General features: G+C 64.4%; 13 protein-coding genes. 9 read left to right on the top strand and 4 right to left on the bottom strand.

Annotated elements, in window-relative coordinates; translation table 11 throughout:
• Positions 1-24: 24 nt before the first annotated feature.
• Both rpsG and rpsL read right to left on the bottom strand, forming a co-directional pair.
• Positions 25-495, bottom strand: a complete 471-nt coding sequence (gene rpsG, locus AC07VH_RS19340) for a 30S ribosomal protein S7 (RefSeq protein WP_010394377.1) — start codon at positions 493-495, stop codon at positions 25-27.
• Positions 496-647: 152 nt separating this feature from the next.
• Positions 648-1031: a 30S ribosomal protein S12 gene (gene rpsL / locus AC07VH_RS19335; protein ID WP_010394376.1), complete on the bottom strand. Its 384-nt coding sequence runs from the start codon at positions 1029-1031 to the stop codon at positions 648-650.
• Positions 1032-1456: 425 nt separating this feature from the next.
• Here rpsL and AC07VH_RS19330 point away from each other — a divergent pair, with 425 nt between their 5' ends.
• Complete coding sequence (locus tag AC07VH_RS19330; RefSeq protein ID WP_494787464.1) at positions 1457-3382, top strand: phosphoethanolamine transferase; 1926 nt, start codon at positions 1457-1459, stop codon at positions 3380-3382.
• Positions 3383-3391: 9 nt separating this feature from the next.
• On the opposite strand, the gene AC07VH_RS19325 is transcribed toward AC07VH_RS19330, so the two are convergent.
• Positions 3392-5008, bottom strand: coding sequence for a MutS-related protein (locus AC07VH_RS19325; protein ID WP_494787465.1), 1617 nt, complete (start codon positions 5006-5008; stop codon positions 3392-3394).
• Positions 5009-5238: 230 nt separating this feature from the next.
• Between AC07VH_RS19325 and AC07VH_RS19320 the strand changes: the two genes are divergently transcribed.
• From AC07VH_RS19320 to AC07VH_RS19285, 8 genes are all read left to right on the top strand, one after another.
• Positions 5239-6471 (top strand): efflux RND transporter periplasmic adaptor subunit, encoded by a 1233-nt coding sequence (locus AC07VH_RS19320; protein WP_494787466.1) that lies wholly within the window; start codon positions 5239-5241, stop codon positions 6469-6471.
• Positions 6472-6506: 35 nt separating this feature from the next.
• Entirely contained in the window at positions 6507-7223 is a 717-nt protein-coding gene (locus AC07VH_RS19315) for an ABC transporter ATP-binding protein (protein ID WP_494787467.1), read from the top strand.
• Positions 7224-7232: 9 nt separating this feature from the next.
• Positions 7233-8555, top strand: a complete 1323-nt coding sequence (locus AC07VH_RS19310) for an ABC transporter permease (protein WP_494787468.1) — start codon at positions 7233-7235, stop codon at positions 8553-8555.
• A gap of 28 nt (positions 8556-8583) precedes the next feature.
• Entirely contained in the window at positions 8584-9822 is a 1239-nt protein-coding gene (locus AC07VH_RS19305) for an ABC transporter permease (RefSeq protein ID WP_494787469.1), read from the top strand.
• 28 nt (positions 9823-9850) lie between these two features.
• Positions 9851-11203, top strand: coding sequence for a sigma-54-dependent transcriptional regulator (locus tag AC07VH_RS19300; protein ID WP_494787470.1), 1353 nt, complete (start codon positions 9851-9853; stop codon positions 11201-11203).
• Positions 11204-11217: 14 nt separating this feature from the next.
• Positions 11218-12534: a sensor histidine kinase gene (locus AC07VH_RS19295; RefSeq protein ID WP_494787471.1), complete on the top strand. Its 1317-nt coding sequence runs from the start codon at positions 11218-11220 to the stop codon at positions 12532-12534.
• A gap of 238 nt (positions 12535-12772) precedes the next feature.
• Entirely contained in the window at positions 12773-13297 is a 525-nt protein-coding gene (locus tag AC07VH_RS19290; protein WP_475413851.1) for an FxDxF family PEP-CTERM protein, read from the top strand.
• Between the two features lie 58 nt (positions 13298-13355).
• On the top strand, positions 13356-14135 hold the full coding sequence (locus tag AC07VH_RS19285; protein WP_494787472.1) for a spermine/spermidine synthase domain-containing protein: 780 nt from the start codon (positions 13356-13358) through the stop codon (positions 14133-14135).
• A gap of 15 nt (positions 14136-14150) precedes the next feature.
• Here AC07VH_RS19285 and pdxR read toward each other — a convergent pair whose 3' ends face one another.
• Positions 14151-15623 carry a MocR-like pyridoxine biosynthesis transcription factor PdxR gene (gene pdxR, locus AC07VH_RS19280; RefSeq protein WP_489629154.1) on the bottom strand — a complete coding sequence of 491 codons (1473 nt, stop codon included), beginning with the start codon at positions 15621-15623 and terminating at the stop codon, positions 14151-14153.
• Between the last annotated feature and the right edge of the window lie 60 nt (positions 15624-15683).

The following is a 15683-nucleotide window of genomic DNA, read 5'->3' as shown; positions in this document are numbered from 1 at the left end:
CGCCTTGCGGTAGCTGGCTTTATATTAGAAGCGGAAATGCGAGAACGCTTTGTTCGCTTCAGCCATACGATGGACTTCGTCGCGTTTTTTCATCGCGCCGCCGCGGCTTTCAGCCGCTTCCATCAGCTCACCGCCGAGGCGTTGTGGCATCGATTTTTCGCTGCGCTTGTTAGCAGCTTCACGCAACCAACGCATGGACAAGGCCATACGACGGACTGGGCGAACTTCGACCGGCACCTGGTAGTTTGCACCACCGACGCGACGGGATTTCACCTCAACCAGCGGCTTGGCGTTGTTGATTGCGGTAGCAAAAACTTCGAGCGGATCTTTGCCCGATTTTGCTGCGATGTGCTCGAAAGCACCGTAGATGATGTTTTCTGCAACCGATTTCTTACCGGACAGCATCAGCACGTTTACAAATTTAGCGACATCAGTGTTGCCGAATTTTGGATCTGGCAAAATTTCGCGCTTGGGTACTTCACGACGACGTGGCATATCAATTCCTTTCAATCTTCAGTTGAGCGCGCGTTCTTCGCACACTCGCGGACGACCATCATAGTCTTCCACTTACTCGACCAGATGCGGTCGACTACATTCACTTAGCTAGTTGCCACTGAGCGAAACTTGGGTTTGCTGCGTACAACTTATTACTTCTTGCCAGCTTTAGCGCGCTTGGTACCGTACTTCGAACGCGATTGCTTACGGTCTTTGACGCCTTGGGTATCCAGAGCACCGCGAACCATGTGGTAACGCACACCCGGCAAATCCTTGACGCGGCCGCCGCGCAACAGCACAACACTATGCTCTTGCAGGTTATGGCCTTCACCGCCAATGTACGAAATGACTTCGAAACCATTGGTCAGGCGAACTTTAGCGACTTTACGCAGAGCCGAGTTAGGCTTCTTTGGAGTCGTGGTGTAAACACGTGTGCAGACGCCACGTTTTTGCGGGCTGTTTTCCAGCGCCGGCGATTTGCTCTTCACGGTCAAAGCGACGCGTGGATTGCGAATCAATTGATTGATGGTTGGCATCGTTATAAATCCAACAAAAAACTACGATTAATAACCCGGGCAAGATGCCCGGCGACTAAAACCTCGTCCCGCTTTCATCTACTGCGCACCGGAGGCGCCCGCAGCCACTCGATAAGGAGCGGCCATGAAATGCCAAGTAATGCGTAAACGATGAGCAGAATAAAATCGAGAACTCGCTAGTTTAGACCTTGTGTTACAGGGGGTCAATCGGTTTACCGCTTTTTGCTATAAAAAAAGGCAAAAATCGCGGGCATTTGTGGCATTTTGACTAATCTTTGGCCGCGACGCGCGGGCGCTGGCACCTCCCGGCGATTGATGATTTGGCATTCTTTCCCTGCGGCCAAGGAGCGCACGGCCGCATTCTTGTATGACCGCAAGACAACAAAAGGATTGATAATAGCGGACATTTTTCGCTGCCTCCCTTTATGCGCTCCTTGCTTCGCCCCGCCAATCTGTTCCTGCTCCTGACGTATGCCTTGCTGACGGCCGTGCCCTTCATCCCCGCGCTGCTGGGGCGCGCGCTCGAGCATCCCTGGCAGATGCTCACCTTCGAGCTGCTGGCCTGGCTGGCCGTCTGGAGCGTGTTCCAGCGCCCCGCCTACTTCCACTGGCTGCTGGTGCCCGCCTTCCTGGCCCTGCCGACGGAAATCTACCTGTTCATCTTCTATGGCCAGGGCATTTCCACGCACCACCTGGGCATCATCTTCGAAACCAGCCCCAAGGAAGCGATGGAATTCCTCGGGCAAAAAGTATGGCTGATGGGCGCCGTCATGCTGGGCGTGATCGCCTGGTGCGCCCTGAGTTGGTATGCGGCCACGCGCACGCGCGACCTGGACTGGCGCGGCAAGACGCGCCCGGCCGCCTTCGTGCTGCTGATCCTGCTGGGCGGCTTCTGGTGGTATGGCTACGAATTCGGCTTCGAGGCCAAGGCCGTGCACAGCGCCCCCGCGCCCGCCAAGGCCAGCGGGCCGGCGGCCAGCGGCAAGGCGGGCGCCTCCGGCTTCGGCGACGCCAGTTCGGCCGACGACGACACGGCAGAGGAAGACGAAGAAAGCAGCAAGCCGGAGAACGCCAGCATCGCCGGCGCCGACGAAACGGGCCTGGGCTGGCCCAGCCTGCCCCACTGGGCGCGCCTGCCCTACGCCTTCGACACCGTCAGCAATTCCTGGCCCTTCGGCCTGGCCGTGCGCGGTTTCGACTTCTACAAGGAACGCAAATACCTGGCCGAGCTGGGACAGAAAAGCAGCACCTTCCGTTTCGGCGCGCACCAGCAGCAGCCCGATCCCCATCCGGAAGTGGTGGTCATGGTGATCGGCGAATCGTCGCGCTACGACCGCTGGAGCCTGAACGGCTACGAACGCGACACCAATCCCCTGCTGAAGCAGGAAGCCAACCTGGTGCCGCTGGCCGACGTCATCACGGCCGTTTCCGCCACGCGCCTGTCCGTGCCCGTCATCATCTCGCGCAAACCGGCCACGCAAAGCCTCAAGGATGGCTTCTCGGAAAAATCCTTCCTCACCGCCTACAAGGAAGCGGGCTTCAAGACCTACTGGCTGTCGAATCAGATCTCGTTCGGCCAGTTCGACACGCCCGTCTCCGTGTTTGCCAAGGAAGCGGACGTGGTGCAATTCCTGAACCTGGGCGGCTTTACCAACAGTTCGAACTTCGACCAGATCCTGTTCGACCCGTTCAGGAACGCGCTGGCCGACCCGGCGCCGAAAAAACTCATCGTGCTGCACACGCTGGGCAGCCACTGGAACTACAGCCAGCGCTATCCGAAATCGTTCGACAAGTGGCAGCCGTCGCTGTTCGGCGTCGACAAGCCCGTCTACACGGACACGGCCATCAAGCCGCAGCTGAACAACAGCTACGACAGCTCCATCCTGTACACGGACTGGTTCCTGTCGAACGTGATCGGCATGCTGAAGGACGATGGCCAGCGCACCGCCCTGCGCAGCTCGCTCGTCTACGTGGCCGATCACGGCCAGACCCTGTACGACGGCACCTGCCGCCTGGCCTTCCACGGGCATAACACGCAGTTCGAATTCCACGTGCCCGCCTTCGTCTGGTACTCGCCGCAATTCCAGCAGCACTATCCGGACAAGGTGACGCAGCTGCGGCGCCATCAGAAATCGCGCCTGTCGACGGAAAACATGTTCCACACCCTGCTCGACCTGGGCGACATCCGCTTCGCCGGCGAACAACCCGAATGGAGCATCGCCAGCCCCCGCTTCAAGCAGCACAAGCGCTACGTCGACAGCTACGGCTGGACCAACTACGACAACGCCATCATCCGTGGCGATTGCCGCGAAGTGATCGACAAGAGCACGCCGGAAAAGCAGGACAAGTAAGGGCGGCCATCAGGCCCGTTCCAGCACGCCGCCGCACTCGGCCGGTTGCGCCATGTGCGTGCTGAGCCAGTCGAAGACGCGCCCGGCCTTGTCCGCGATACCGGCGTCAAAACCGCGCTGCGCCAGCAGGGCGATGCCGTTCGTGGCCTGCAGCACGCCGGGCGCCAGCAGCAGCGCGCCCGCATCGTCGCGGCGCACGCACCACGGCGCCAGGCAGTCTTCCAGCAACGGCCCCAGCACCAGGTTGTGCGACGAGACGATCACCAGGTGCTGCGCTGCCAGGGAATGCAGCACGGCGGCGGCCGCCGCCACCGATTCGAGGTGGTTCGTGCCGCGAAAAATCTCGTCGATCAGGAACAGCGCCGGCGTTCCCTCCTCGGACCGAGCCAGCAATTCGCGCGCGCGACGCAATTCGGCGATATATAGACTTTCGCCGCCATCGAGAGCATCCTCGTTCTGCATGCTCGCATACAGGGGCAGCATGGGCACCTGGGCCGCCTGCGCGTAGCAAAAGCCGAAGGCGCGCGCACTGATCAGATTGAGGCCCACGCCGCGCAACAGCGTACTTTTACCCACCGCATTCTGCCCCGAAATGAAGGCGCCGCGGCCATTGAGCCGCAGCGACAGCGGCATGGCGCCTTCCAGCAGCGGATGCACCACGGCATCGAGCGACAACTGCCGCGCATCGGTTTCCTGCGCCCAACAAAACTGCGCGCGGCCGCGCAGGTGGCGCGCCAGGGCCAGGTCCGCTTCCAGGTCCGCCAGCAGCAGGAAACTCTGGCGCAGGAAGGCGCGTTCGCGCCGCACCACGCGCAGGCTGTGAAAGTAGCGCCGGATATTGCCCAGCATGAGCCAGTCGTCATATTCGCTCAGCAGGGGAATCATCTTGACCCAGCGCACTGGCGTGATCTGGCGGTTGATCACGCCGGCAGCCCGTCCACCTTCTCGCAGGTCCGCCGTGAACGGAGTATCGAGCGCGCCCAGGCGGCCATGCACCAGCAGTATCCGCTGCAGGGTAAAGACGCTGCGCTCCCACGGTTTGCAACGGTCGTGAAAGCGCATCTGCAAGGCCATCAGCAAGAGCCAGACGGGCACCGCGACGGCCCAGGCCAGTGGCGCAAACACCCACGCGGCCAGCAGCGACGCCAACAACGCCAATGTCGGCAGCAGCAGCCAGCGGCTCCACCACGGTGGTGCTGGCGGCGCTGCGCCGCACAGCAGCGCCGCCACCTCCATGTCTGCCGTCCGCAGCGGCTGCATGGCTTGCTCGATCACCGCCTGCTGTACCGGCGCGGCCAGCAGGGCCGCGATGCGCGCCCGCGAGGCGGCGTCCGCCGTGCCGCCCGCCAGTCGCTGATGCAATCGCTGCTGGCCAAGAATGCTGGTCTGCGTGGCCAGTTGCGCATGGTAGGCGTCGAGCAGCATTTCCTCCCACGTCTGGCTATCGAGCTGGGGCGAACCACCCTGGAGCCGCTGCAGCATGGCGATGTCGCTGGCGGCAAATGGATAATCGAATTCCGGCGGCTCGGGCAGGCTGGCGAACTGGCGCAGCCAGCGTTTTAAACTGGCCAACGGGGACGGCTTGGGGGACGAGGCAGGCATCATGCTCCAGAAAGGTGCCAGCATGGCGCCGCGCGCCATCACTGCCAGGCACAGATCAGGTCGATTGCCAGATTATCAAGATCCATACGTGCGCGGACACCCACTGGACGGCGCGGACACGCCGGACAACCGGACACTTTACATTTTCCCCTTGCAAATCAACACCTTGGTTCTGGCACGGAACCTGCATACAGAAGGGCATTGTCCACGAAATGTCCACCATGATCCGCGATACTTCTTCCCAAGATGCCGTAGTGAGCGCCCCACCGGGCCAGCGCCACAAGCAACGCGCCCTGCTGCTGGCCGGCGCCGTCCTCGTCATCGGCGGCACCGTCGCCGTGTTCTCCGGCTGGCGCAACAGCGAACATTCCGTCAACGCCAGCCGCCTGCGCATCGCCGACGTCACGCGCGGCACCCTGATCCGCGACGCGGCCGTCACGGGCCGCGTGGTCGCCTCGATCAGCCCCACCCTGTATTCGACCACGGTGGCCACCGTCACGCTGAAAGCGAAGGCGGGCGACACGGTGAAAAAGGGCGACATCCTGGCCGTGCTGGAGTCGCCGGACCTGTCCGACGCCCTCAAGCGCGAACAGTCGAGCGTGCAGCAGCTGGAGGCGGAAGTGGCGCGCCAGCAGATCCTGGCCAAGAAGCAGAAACTGCTGGCGCGGCGCGAAGCGGATACGGCGGAGATCGAGCGCCTGTCCGCGCAGCGCACCCTGGAGCGCTACGAAAGCGTGGCGCAGGTGGGCATCATCGCCAAGATCGACTACCAGAAAGCCAGGGATGCCCTGAATTCGGCCGATATCCGCAGCAAGCACGCGTCGCAGGCGGCGGGCCTGGAAAGCGAAGACGTGACCCTGGCACTGAAAACAAAAAGCAATGAACTGGAACGCCAGCGCCTCGTCCGCGACAACGCCCAGCGCAGGGTCGACGAGCTGACCGTGCGCGCCCCCGTCAACGGCTTTATCGGCACCCTGTCGGTGGCCAACCGCAGCGTGGTGCAAGCCAATACGGCCCTGATGACCCTGGTCGACCTGTCGCAGCTGGAAGTCGAGCTCGAGGTGCCGGAAACGTATGTGGCCGACATGGGCCTGGGCATGCGCGCGGAAATCGAAACGGGCGCCATCCGGGCGACCGGCAGGCTGTCGGCGCTGTCGCCCGAAGTGGTGAAGAACCAGGTGCTGGCGCGCGTGCGTTTCGACGGCGCACAGCCGGCCGGCCTGCGCCAGAACCAGCGCGTGGCGGCGCGCCTGCTGATCGATGAAAAACCGGACGTGCTGATGCTGGCGCGCGGCTCCTTCGTCGAAGCCGAGGGCGGCCGTTTCGCCTACGTCGTGCGCGATGGCGTGGCCATCCGCACGCCGATCAGGCTGGGCGCGACCAGCGTGGCGGCCGTGGAAATCCTCGACGGCTTGAAGCTGGGCGACAAGGTGGTCGTCGCCGGCACGGAAAACTTCGAGAACGCGGCACGCGTCTCGCTTAACTGAATCTCACTCATCTCACTCCCACAAGAGGCCCCGCCATGCTGCGCATGCACAACCTGAGCAAAGTCTACCGCACCCACATGATCGAAACCCACGCGCTGCGCGGCTTCGACATCCATGTGCAACAAGGTGAATTCGTCACCGTCACGGGGCCGTCCGGCTCGGGCAAGACGAGCTTTCTGAACATCGCCGGCCTGCTGGAAGAATTCACCGACGGCGAATACATCCTCGATGGCGTCAACGTCAGGGGCATGGACGACAATGCCCGCTCGCGCCTGCGCAATGAAAAGCTGGGCTTCATCTTCCAGGGTTTTAATCTGATCCCCGACCTGTCGCTGTTCGACAATGTCGACGTGCCGCTGCGCTACCGTGGCTTCAACCGCGCCGAGCGCAAGGAGCGCATCGAGGACGCGCTGGCCAAGGTGGGCCTGGCGTCGCGCATGAAGCATTATCCGGCCGAATTGTCGGGCGGCCAGCAGCAGCGCGTGGCGATCGCGCGCGCGCTGGCCGGCTCGCCCAAGCTGCTGCTGGCCGATGAACCGACGGGCAACCTGGACACGCAGATGGCGCGCGGCGTGATGGAGCTGCTGGAAGACATCAACGCGCAAGGCACCACCATCCTGATGGTCACGCACGATCCCGAACTGGCGCTGCGCAGCCAGCGCAATGTGCACATCATCGACGGCCAGGTGTCGGACCTGGTGCAGCACGGCGCCTCGCTGTCGGCCAGTCCGCAGCACGCCGCGACCGCGTAAGGAGAGACCATGTTCCGCTACTATTTCACGCTGGGCCTGCGCAGCCTGCGCCGCAACCGCGCCCTGACCGCGCTGATGGTGCTGACCCTGGCCGTCGGCGTGGCCGCCAGCGTGTCCACCGTCACCATCCTGCACGCCATGTCGGGCGATCCGCTGCCGCACAAGAGCGACCGTCTGTTCGTGCCGATGATCGATGTCGTCCCCTTGAAAAGTTATGTGCCGGGCGCCAAGCCCAGCTTCGGCCAGTCGCAGCTGGCCTATACCGACGCGAAGAATTTCATGGCCAGCAAGGTGGGCGTGCGCCGCACCGTCATGTACGGCGTGGCCGGCCCGGTCGAGCCGGCACGCACGGATATCGGCGCCTTCCAGGCCCAGGGCCTGGCGCCCACGCGCGATTTCTTCGCCATATTCGAAGTCCCTTTCCTGCATGGCCAGCCATGGAGCGAAGCCGATGACGCCAGCGGTGCCGACGTCATCGTGCTGAGCCGGTCGCTGGCGGAAAAACTGCTGGGTACGGTCAATCCCGTGGGCCGGCGCGTGATGGTACTGGGACAGCCCTATCTGGTCAGCGGCGTGCTCGATCACTGGGATCCCGTGCCGCGCATACACCGCATCATCGGCAGCAAGGGCGCCTTTGGCACGGAAGATGAATTCTTCATTCCATTTGCCAGCGCCATCCGCCATGAAACGCGGCATGACGGCGGCATGGCCTGCAGCGGCGTCGAACGCGGCCCCGGCTTCCAGGGCACCCTGGCGTCGGACTGCACCTGGCTGCAGTTCTGGTTCGAGATGGAAAGCGCGGGCCAACGTGGCGAGCTGCAGGCATATCTCGACAGCTATGCTGCCGAGCAGCGCAAGCTGGGCCGCATGCCGCGCCACGCGCCCAACGCACTGTACAACGTCAAGGAATGGATGGTGTTCCTGAACGTGGTCGACAACGACAACAAGCTGGCGGCCTGGCTGGCCTTCGGCTTCCTGCTGCTATGCCTGGTCAATACCATCGGCCTGCTGCTGGCGAAGTTTTCCGTACGCGCCAGTGAAGTGGGGATCCGCCGTGCGCTGGGCGCCACGCGGCGCGACATCTTTCGCCAGTTCCTGATCGAGACGGGCGTCATCGGCCTGGCCGGCGGCGTGCTGGGCCTGCTGCTGGCGTATGCAGCGCTGGCCGTCGTGCGTACGCAATCGAAGGAACTGGGCGCCGTGGCACACATGGATATTCCGATGCTGCTGCTGACATTTGCCGTCTCCGTGCTGGCCGCCCTGCTGGCGGGTTTGCTGCCCACCTGGCGCGCTTGCCAGGTGACGCCGGCGATACAGCTCAAATCCCAATGACATTTACCGTACCGCAATGAGGTTCAACATGGAAATCCGCCCCATCCTGTCGGCACTGATGCGCAGCAAAACCGGTGCCGTACTCGTCGCCGTGCAGGTCGCCATCAGTCTGGCCATCCTGGCCAACGCCCTGCATATCGTTAACCTGCGCCAGGCGATCGCCGCCCGCCCCACCGGCGTGGCCGCTGAAAACGACATCTTTTATGTCAACATCCAAAGCATGGACAAAGGCAGCCACCAGCGCGAGCTGGCCGACCAGAAACGCCAGGCCGCCTTGCTGCGCGGCCTGCCCGGCGTGCTTTCGGTGGCGCAGACCTCGCAGGCCGTGCTGTCGCGTTCCGGCAGCAGCACCAATGTCTCCATCAAACGTGGACAGCCCACGGCCAGCGCCACCACGTCGATGTATTTCACGCCTGACTCGCTGGTCAAGACATACGGACTCAAGCTGGTGGAAGGCCGTGATTTCCATCCCGACGAGGTGCTGGAAATCGATGAAAAAGTCGATGAGATCTTTCCCAAGGTGGTCATCGTGACGCTTGCCGCAGCGCAAAAGATCTGGCCTGGCGAAAGCAGCTTTGTCGGCAAGACCCTGCTCAACGGCACCGGTGACGATGACGACGAAATGCGCGTGATCGGCGTGTTGGAGCGGTTGCAGACACAGGTCGGCCAGGTCAGCGCGCACGGCGAGCATTCGCTGATCCTGCCGGCGCGCCTGACGGGTTCGCGCGATTCGCTGCTGTACGCCGTGCGGGCCGAGCCTGGACAGCGCGACCGCCTGATGAAGGAGGCCGAGCAAGCCATCCGCAGCGCCAGCAGCGAGCGCCTGCTGGTACGCACCGATACGCTGGAAAAGCACCGCACGTCACGCTACCGGGCCGACCAGGGTTTGTCCTGGATGCTGATCGCCGTCTCGGCCCTGCTGCTGCTGGTGACGGCCAGCGGCATCGTCGGCATCGCCAGCCTGTGGGTGACGCAGCGCAGGAAGCAGATCGGCGTGCGGCGCGCACTGGGCGCCCGCCGCATCGACATCCTGCGCTACTTCCTGACCGAGAATTTCATGATCACCAGCGTCGGCGTGGCGGCCGGCGTGCTGCTGGCCCTGGCGCTGAATCAGCTGCTGGTCAGCCAGCTGGAAATGGCGCGCCTGCCCTTGCCATATCTGCTGGTTGGCGCGCTGGTGTTCTGGCTGCTGGGCTTGGGCGCCGTGTACGGCCCGGCATGGCGCGCGGCCAGCATTTCGCCGGCCACCGCCACCCGCAGTACCTGAGCCGGCACCTGAGTGATATGCTGCGCGCATGCCTACCGTACTGATTATTGACGACAACGCCGCCGTGGCCATCGCGCTCGACGTGCTGTTTTCCCTGCACGAGATCGACGCCGTGCGCGCCGCCTCGCCCGAGGAAGGCCTGCACCTGCTCGAGCGCCACGCCATCGACCTGGTGGTGCAGGACATGAACTTCACGGCCGACACCACGTCGGGCGAGGAAGGCGGCGCGCTGTTCCACGCCATCCGCGCGCGCTACCCCGACCTGCCCGTGATCCTGCTGACGGCATGGACCCAGCTCGACGCGGCCGTCGAACTGATCAAGTCCGGCGCGGCCGACTACCTGGCCAAGCCCTGGGATGACCGGCGCCTGATCGCCAGCGTGCGGAACCTGCTGGAACTGGGACAGGCCAACCGCGCGCTGCGCCAGCGCGTGGTGGCCGAGCAGCGCCAGCGCCACGCCCTGGAACACGACTTCGACTTGCGCGGCATGGTATGGCAAGACCCGGCCACCGAAAGAGTCGTGCACCTGGCGTGCCAGGTGGCGCGCGCCGACGTTCCCGTGCTCATTTCGGGGCCGAACGGCAGCGGCAAGGAACGCATCGCCGCCATCGTGCAAGCCAATTCCCAGGTCGCCGGCGGCCCCTTCGTCGTGCTCAATTGCGGCGCCGTTCCCGTGGAGCTGATCGAGGCGGAACTGTTCGGCGCCGAGGCGGGCGCCTATACCGGCATCACGCGCGCGCGCGACGGCAAGTTCGACGCCGCCGACGGCGGTACCTTGTTCCTCGACGAGATCGGCAACCTGCCGCTGGCCGGACAAATGAAACTGCTGCGCGTGCTGGAAACGGGACGCTTCGAACGCCTCGGCTCGAACCGCGAGCGGCAAGTAAAAGTGCGCGTCATCAGCGCCAGCAACGCCGACCTGCCGGCGATGATCAAGGCCGGCACGTTTCGCGAAGACCTGTTCTACCGCCTGAACGTGATCGAACTGCGCCTGCCGCCGCTGGCCCAGCGCCCGGCCGACATCCTGGTGCTGGCGCGCCACTTCCTGGGCGGCGAAAAAACCCTGGACGCACAGGCCCAGGCCACCTTGCTGGCGCACGGCTGGCCGGGCAATGTGCGCGAACTGAAAAACGTCATGCAACGCGCCAGCCTGCTGGCGACCGGCCCGGTGATCGGCGCGCAGGAAACGGGCTTGCCGCTGGCTGGTGCCACATCGCCGCGCACGCCGCAGGATGTCGGCGCGACGGAACCGGACCGCGACAGCGTCGCCGCGGCGCTCGCGCGCGCGCATGGCGTGGTGGCGCAGGCCGCGCAGGAACTGGGGCTGTCGCGCCAGGCCCTGTACCGGCGCATGGAGCGCCTGGGCATCGCGCGCGGCTGATGGCAGACCGCCCCATGCGCCTCTCGCTGCTCACGCGCTGGACGGCGCTGATCGTCACCTTGCTGGTGCTGGGCATCGTCATCGCCCTGCTGCTCGCGCATTTCTTGCCAGGCCAGCCGCTGCTGGTGCTGGCCGGTACCCTGCTGTGCGTGCTGCCCGTGGCCGTCATTACCATCCGCGCGCAGCTGCAGGCGATGCTGTCGCTGTTTCGCGCCTTGAGCGGCACGGTGGCCAGCTACCAGGACGGCGACTTCGGCTTCAGCTTGCGCTGGCCGCAGAACGATGAACTGGCCGACCTGGTGGCGGCCCACAATGCGCTGGGCGACGTGCTGCGCAAGCAGCGCCTGGACCTGGTGCAGCGCGAACTGCTGCTCGACACCATGGTGCAAAACACGCCGGTGGCCATGCTGCTGGTGGCCGAGGGCAGCGCCATCGTCTACGCCAACCTGGCAGCGCGCCAGCTGCTGCACCACGGCCGCCGGCTCGAGGGGCAGCACTTGGCCGACATCGTGCGGCAGGCGGCGCCGGCCCTGGCCGAGGCGCTGGCGCGCCGCAACGACGGCCTGTTTACCAGCGGCGAAGGGGAACAGGAAGAGGTGTATCACCTGGCGCGGCGCAGCTTCAGCCTGAACGGGCGCAAGCACGAGCTGCTGCTGCTGCGCCAGCTGACGCTGGAGCTGCGGCGCCAGGAAGTGCAGACCTGGAAAAAGGTCATCCGCGTCATCAGCCATGAGCTCAACAACTCGCTGGCGCCGCTGGCATCGCTGGCCCATTCCGGCGCCGAGCTGGTACGCCGCGGCCAGACGGCGCGCCTGCCGCAAATCCTCACCACCATCGAGGAACGCACGCGCCACCTGGAAACCTTCATCCTCGGCTATGCGCGCTTTGCCAAGCTGCCCGCGCCGCGCCTGGCGCCGTGCGAATGGCAGCCCTTCCTCGACGGTCTGGCATCGCAAGCGGCCTTCACGCTCGACGGCCCGCCGCCCGCGCAGGCGGCCGTGTTCGATGCGGCGCAAATGCAGCAGGCGCTGCTCAACCTGCTCAAGAATGCGTTGGAGTCCGGCTCCAAGCTCCAGCATATCGGCCTGCACGTCAGCCAGGCGCATGGCCAGCTGCGCATCGAAGTGCGCGACCGCGGCCCGGGCATGAGCGGCGCCGTGCTGGAAAACGCGCTGGTGCCCTTTTACTCCACCAAGCGCAGCGGCACGGGGCTGGGCCTGGCCCTGGCGCGCGAAATCGCCGAAGCCCATGGCGGGCGCATCACCCTGGCCAACCGCGAGGACGGCGGCCTGGCGGTGACCTTGATTCTTCCCTTACTGGATAGAAATTAGTTCCTCGTGCAACTATCTTTACATCACAAAATCCCAGACTATTTTTAAGTAAAATATTGACAATAATAGTTTTAATTATCGCAACTCCTCGCGTCCTATGCCCGTGTGTTAGAAATAAGCTATTTAAGTTTGCATAATGATATAAAAATAGCTCATTGACAACGAATTATCTTGGCGATAATTTATCACTGCGGTACGGTTTTTTTGAAACATCAATCGTTTTTTCGCGGGGATCAACATGAAATTAAAATCACTCATCGCAGCGGCGGTACTCAGTGCCGCCTCCATCGGCAGCGCCAGTGCCGCCGCCTACACCGTCAACCTCGTCAATACCACGGGCAATCTGTGGACCAGCGGCTTCAACGCCGTGCCCAGTCCGCTCGGCGACTTCACCGATACCTTCACGTTCACACCCAACGCGACCTTCGGTTCCACCGCGCAAGCCTTCCTGGCCAACCTGTCCGTCACGGGCTCGGACAGTTCCTCCATCAGCTTCAGCAGCGCCAACCTGAACGGCATTTCGCTAAGCGGCTTTGGCGGCCCCACCGTCTTTGGCTATGCCCAGGGCGAAATCCTGGCGCCCACGAGCGTCCTGTTCAACGGCCCGCTGGTTCTGACCGTGATGGGCAACACCAAGGGGGGCAGCTATGGCGGCGTCTTCAACCTGAACCTGGCGCCCGTTCCCGAACCGGAAACCTATGGCATGCTGCTGGCCGGCCTGGGCATACTCGGCTTCCTGGCGCGACGCCGCAAGCAATCTTGAACGCTCCTCCCCAAAGACGCCGCGGCGTCTTTTTTCATGTGGCTGCTACACTGGCGCCATGACGACCGACTTTATCTCCACCAGCAACACCGCTTTCAGCCACCCGGGCCACCCGCCCGCCACCACCACCGAACACCGCGGCATCCGCTACCTGCACCTGGGCACCAAGTGGGTGCAGGGCGCCATGCGCCTGGATAAACCCGACGCCATCGAGCTCGAATACGTGCAGATGATGATGATGTGGATGCTGTTCAAGACGCAGCCCAAACGCATCGTGCAGCTGGGCCTGGGCAGCGCCGCACTGACCAAGTTCAGCTACCGCCGCTTTCCCGACGCCACGGTCACAGCCATCGAACTCAATCCGAACGTGATCGCCATCTGCGGCGCCCAGTTCGCGCTGCCGCCCAATGATGATCGCCTCGACGTGCGCGAAATGAATGCGCTCGACTTCGTGCTCGACCCGGCCAACCACGGCACGGTCGACGCGCTGCAAGTGGACCTGTACGACGAAGACGCGCGCGGCCCCGTGCTCGACACGCCCGAGTTCTACCAGGCCTGTTACGACTGCCTGACGGACGACGGCATCATGTGCACGAATGTCTTCGGCGACTTCCCCAACTACGACAAGAATTTGCAGGCGATGGAACTGGTCTTCGACGCCGTCGTCTGGGTGCCGGAAATGGAAGATGAAAACATCGTCGTGCTGGCCTTCAAGAAATCGCCGTCGCTCGACTTCAGCGACTTGTACGAACGCGCCGCCACCATCAGGAAACAGTTCAACCTGCCCGCCAAGAACTGGGTCAACGGCTTGAAGCAGTGGATGCTGGACCAGCAGTAAGGCAGTAGCACGGCATCACGCCGGCAGCAGCGCGCCCAGGCGGCGCGCCAGGCCATCCATGTTCTCGGCCGGCACCTGCGCATAACCGAGCAGGAAACCGTTCCAGCCCGCCCCGTCTCCCGTGCCGTGCGCGGACAGCGCCAGCGCCACGATGCCGTCCCGCGCGGCGCGGCGGCTCAGCGCCAGGTCATCCCATTCCGTGTCGTGAAAACGCAGCGCCAGGTGCATGCCGGCCGTGCCGCCATGGATGGCCGCGCCCGCGCACGCATGGCGCTGCAATGCCTCGCTCAAGGCGTCACGGCGCTGGCGGTACAGCCTGCGCATGCGGCGCACGTGGCGCGCAAACAGGCCGCTGCGCAGGAACTCGGCCAGCGCCAGCTGCTCGGCCACGCGGCCGCGCGCGGCGCCCTGCGCCTGCATCTGCGCGAAGGCCCCGGCCAGCGCGGCCGGCACGACGATAAAGGCGATGCGCAAGGCGGGAAACATGGTCTTGCTGAAGGTGCCCAGGTACACGACGGGCGCGTCGGCCACCAGTCCCTGCATGGCCGCCAGGGGCGGCCCCCCATGGCGAAACTCGCTGTCGTAATCATCCTCGATGATCAGCGCGCCCGCCGCCCGCGCGCGTTCGAGCAGCGCCATGCGGCGTGCGGGACTGAGCACGCTGCCGGTCGGATACTGGTGCGACGGCGTCGTGTAGATCAGGCGCGGCGGCGTATCGCGCCAGTCCTCGTCCGTCGGCGCGATGCCATCCATGTCGACGGCGATACCGGTCACCTGCAAGCCGGCACCACGGCCCGCCGCCAGCGCGCCGCCATAACCGGGATGCTCGATCCACAAGGTATCTCCCTGGTCGGCAAAGGCGCGCAGGCAGACATCGAGGCTGCTCTGCGTGCCGTCCGTGATGAACACCTGGCGCGCATCGCAGACGACGCCGCGCGCGGCGCGCAAATGGTCGGCGATGGCCATGCGCAGCTGCGGCTCGCCGGCAGGGTCGCCATAATTGAGCTGGCGCGGCGTCAGCGCGCGCCACGCGCGGTCCAGCATGCGCCGCCACTGCGCCAGCGGAAATTCGTCGAGCGCCGGCACGCCAGGCGCGAACGCGCCCATGGCGTCGGCGGGAAACACCACCGCCGCATTCACATCCTGTCCCGCCACGCCGCGCAAATGCCGGGCGCGGCGCGACAAGCCATCCTGGCCAGCGCTCGCTGGCGATGCCACCGGCACGCCGGCGCCGCCGGCGACGACGGTGCCGCGCCGGTCCGGCAAGACAAACCCTTCGCTGGCCAGTTGCTCGTAGGCGTACAGCACAGTATTGCGCGCCAGCCCCAGTTCTGCCGCCAGCACGCGCGTGGCGGCCAGGCGCGTGCCCGGCGCCAGCTGGCCGCTGCGGATCGCCGCACGCAGGCATTCATGCAGCAGGCGCTGGCGCGGCCAGCCCTGCTCGCGGTGCGTGCGCTCGAACGCGCCCAGCAGCAAAGCGAAATCCATGTGTCCCTCTCACCGTGGCTCCATATTATTTATCGGCTCTGGATCTTTTTTCAGGGCCAG

The organism is Janthinobacterium sp. GW821-FHT03C10 (genome assembly GCF_059420865.1).
Note: the sequence above shows the minus strand (reverse complement) of the source record. Positions and strands in the feature narration are given on the sequence as shown.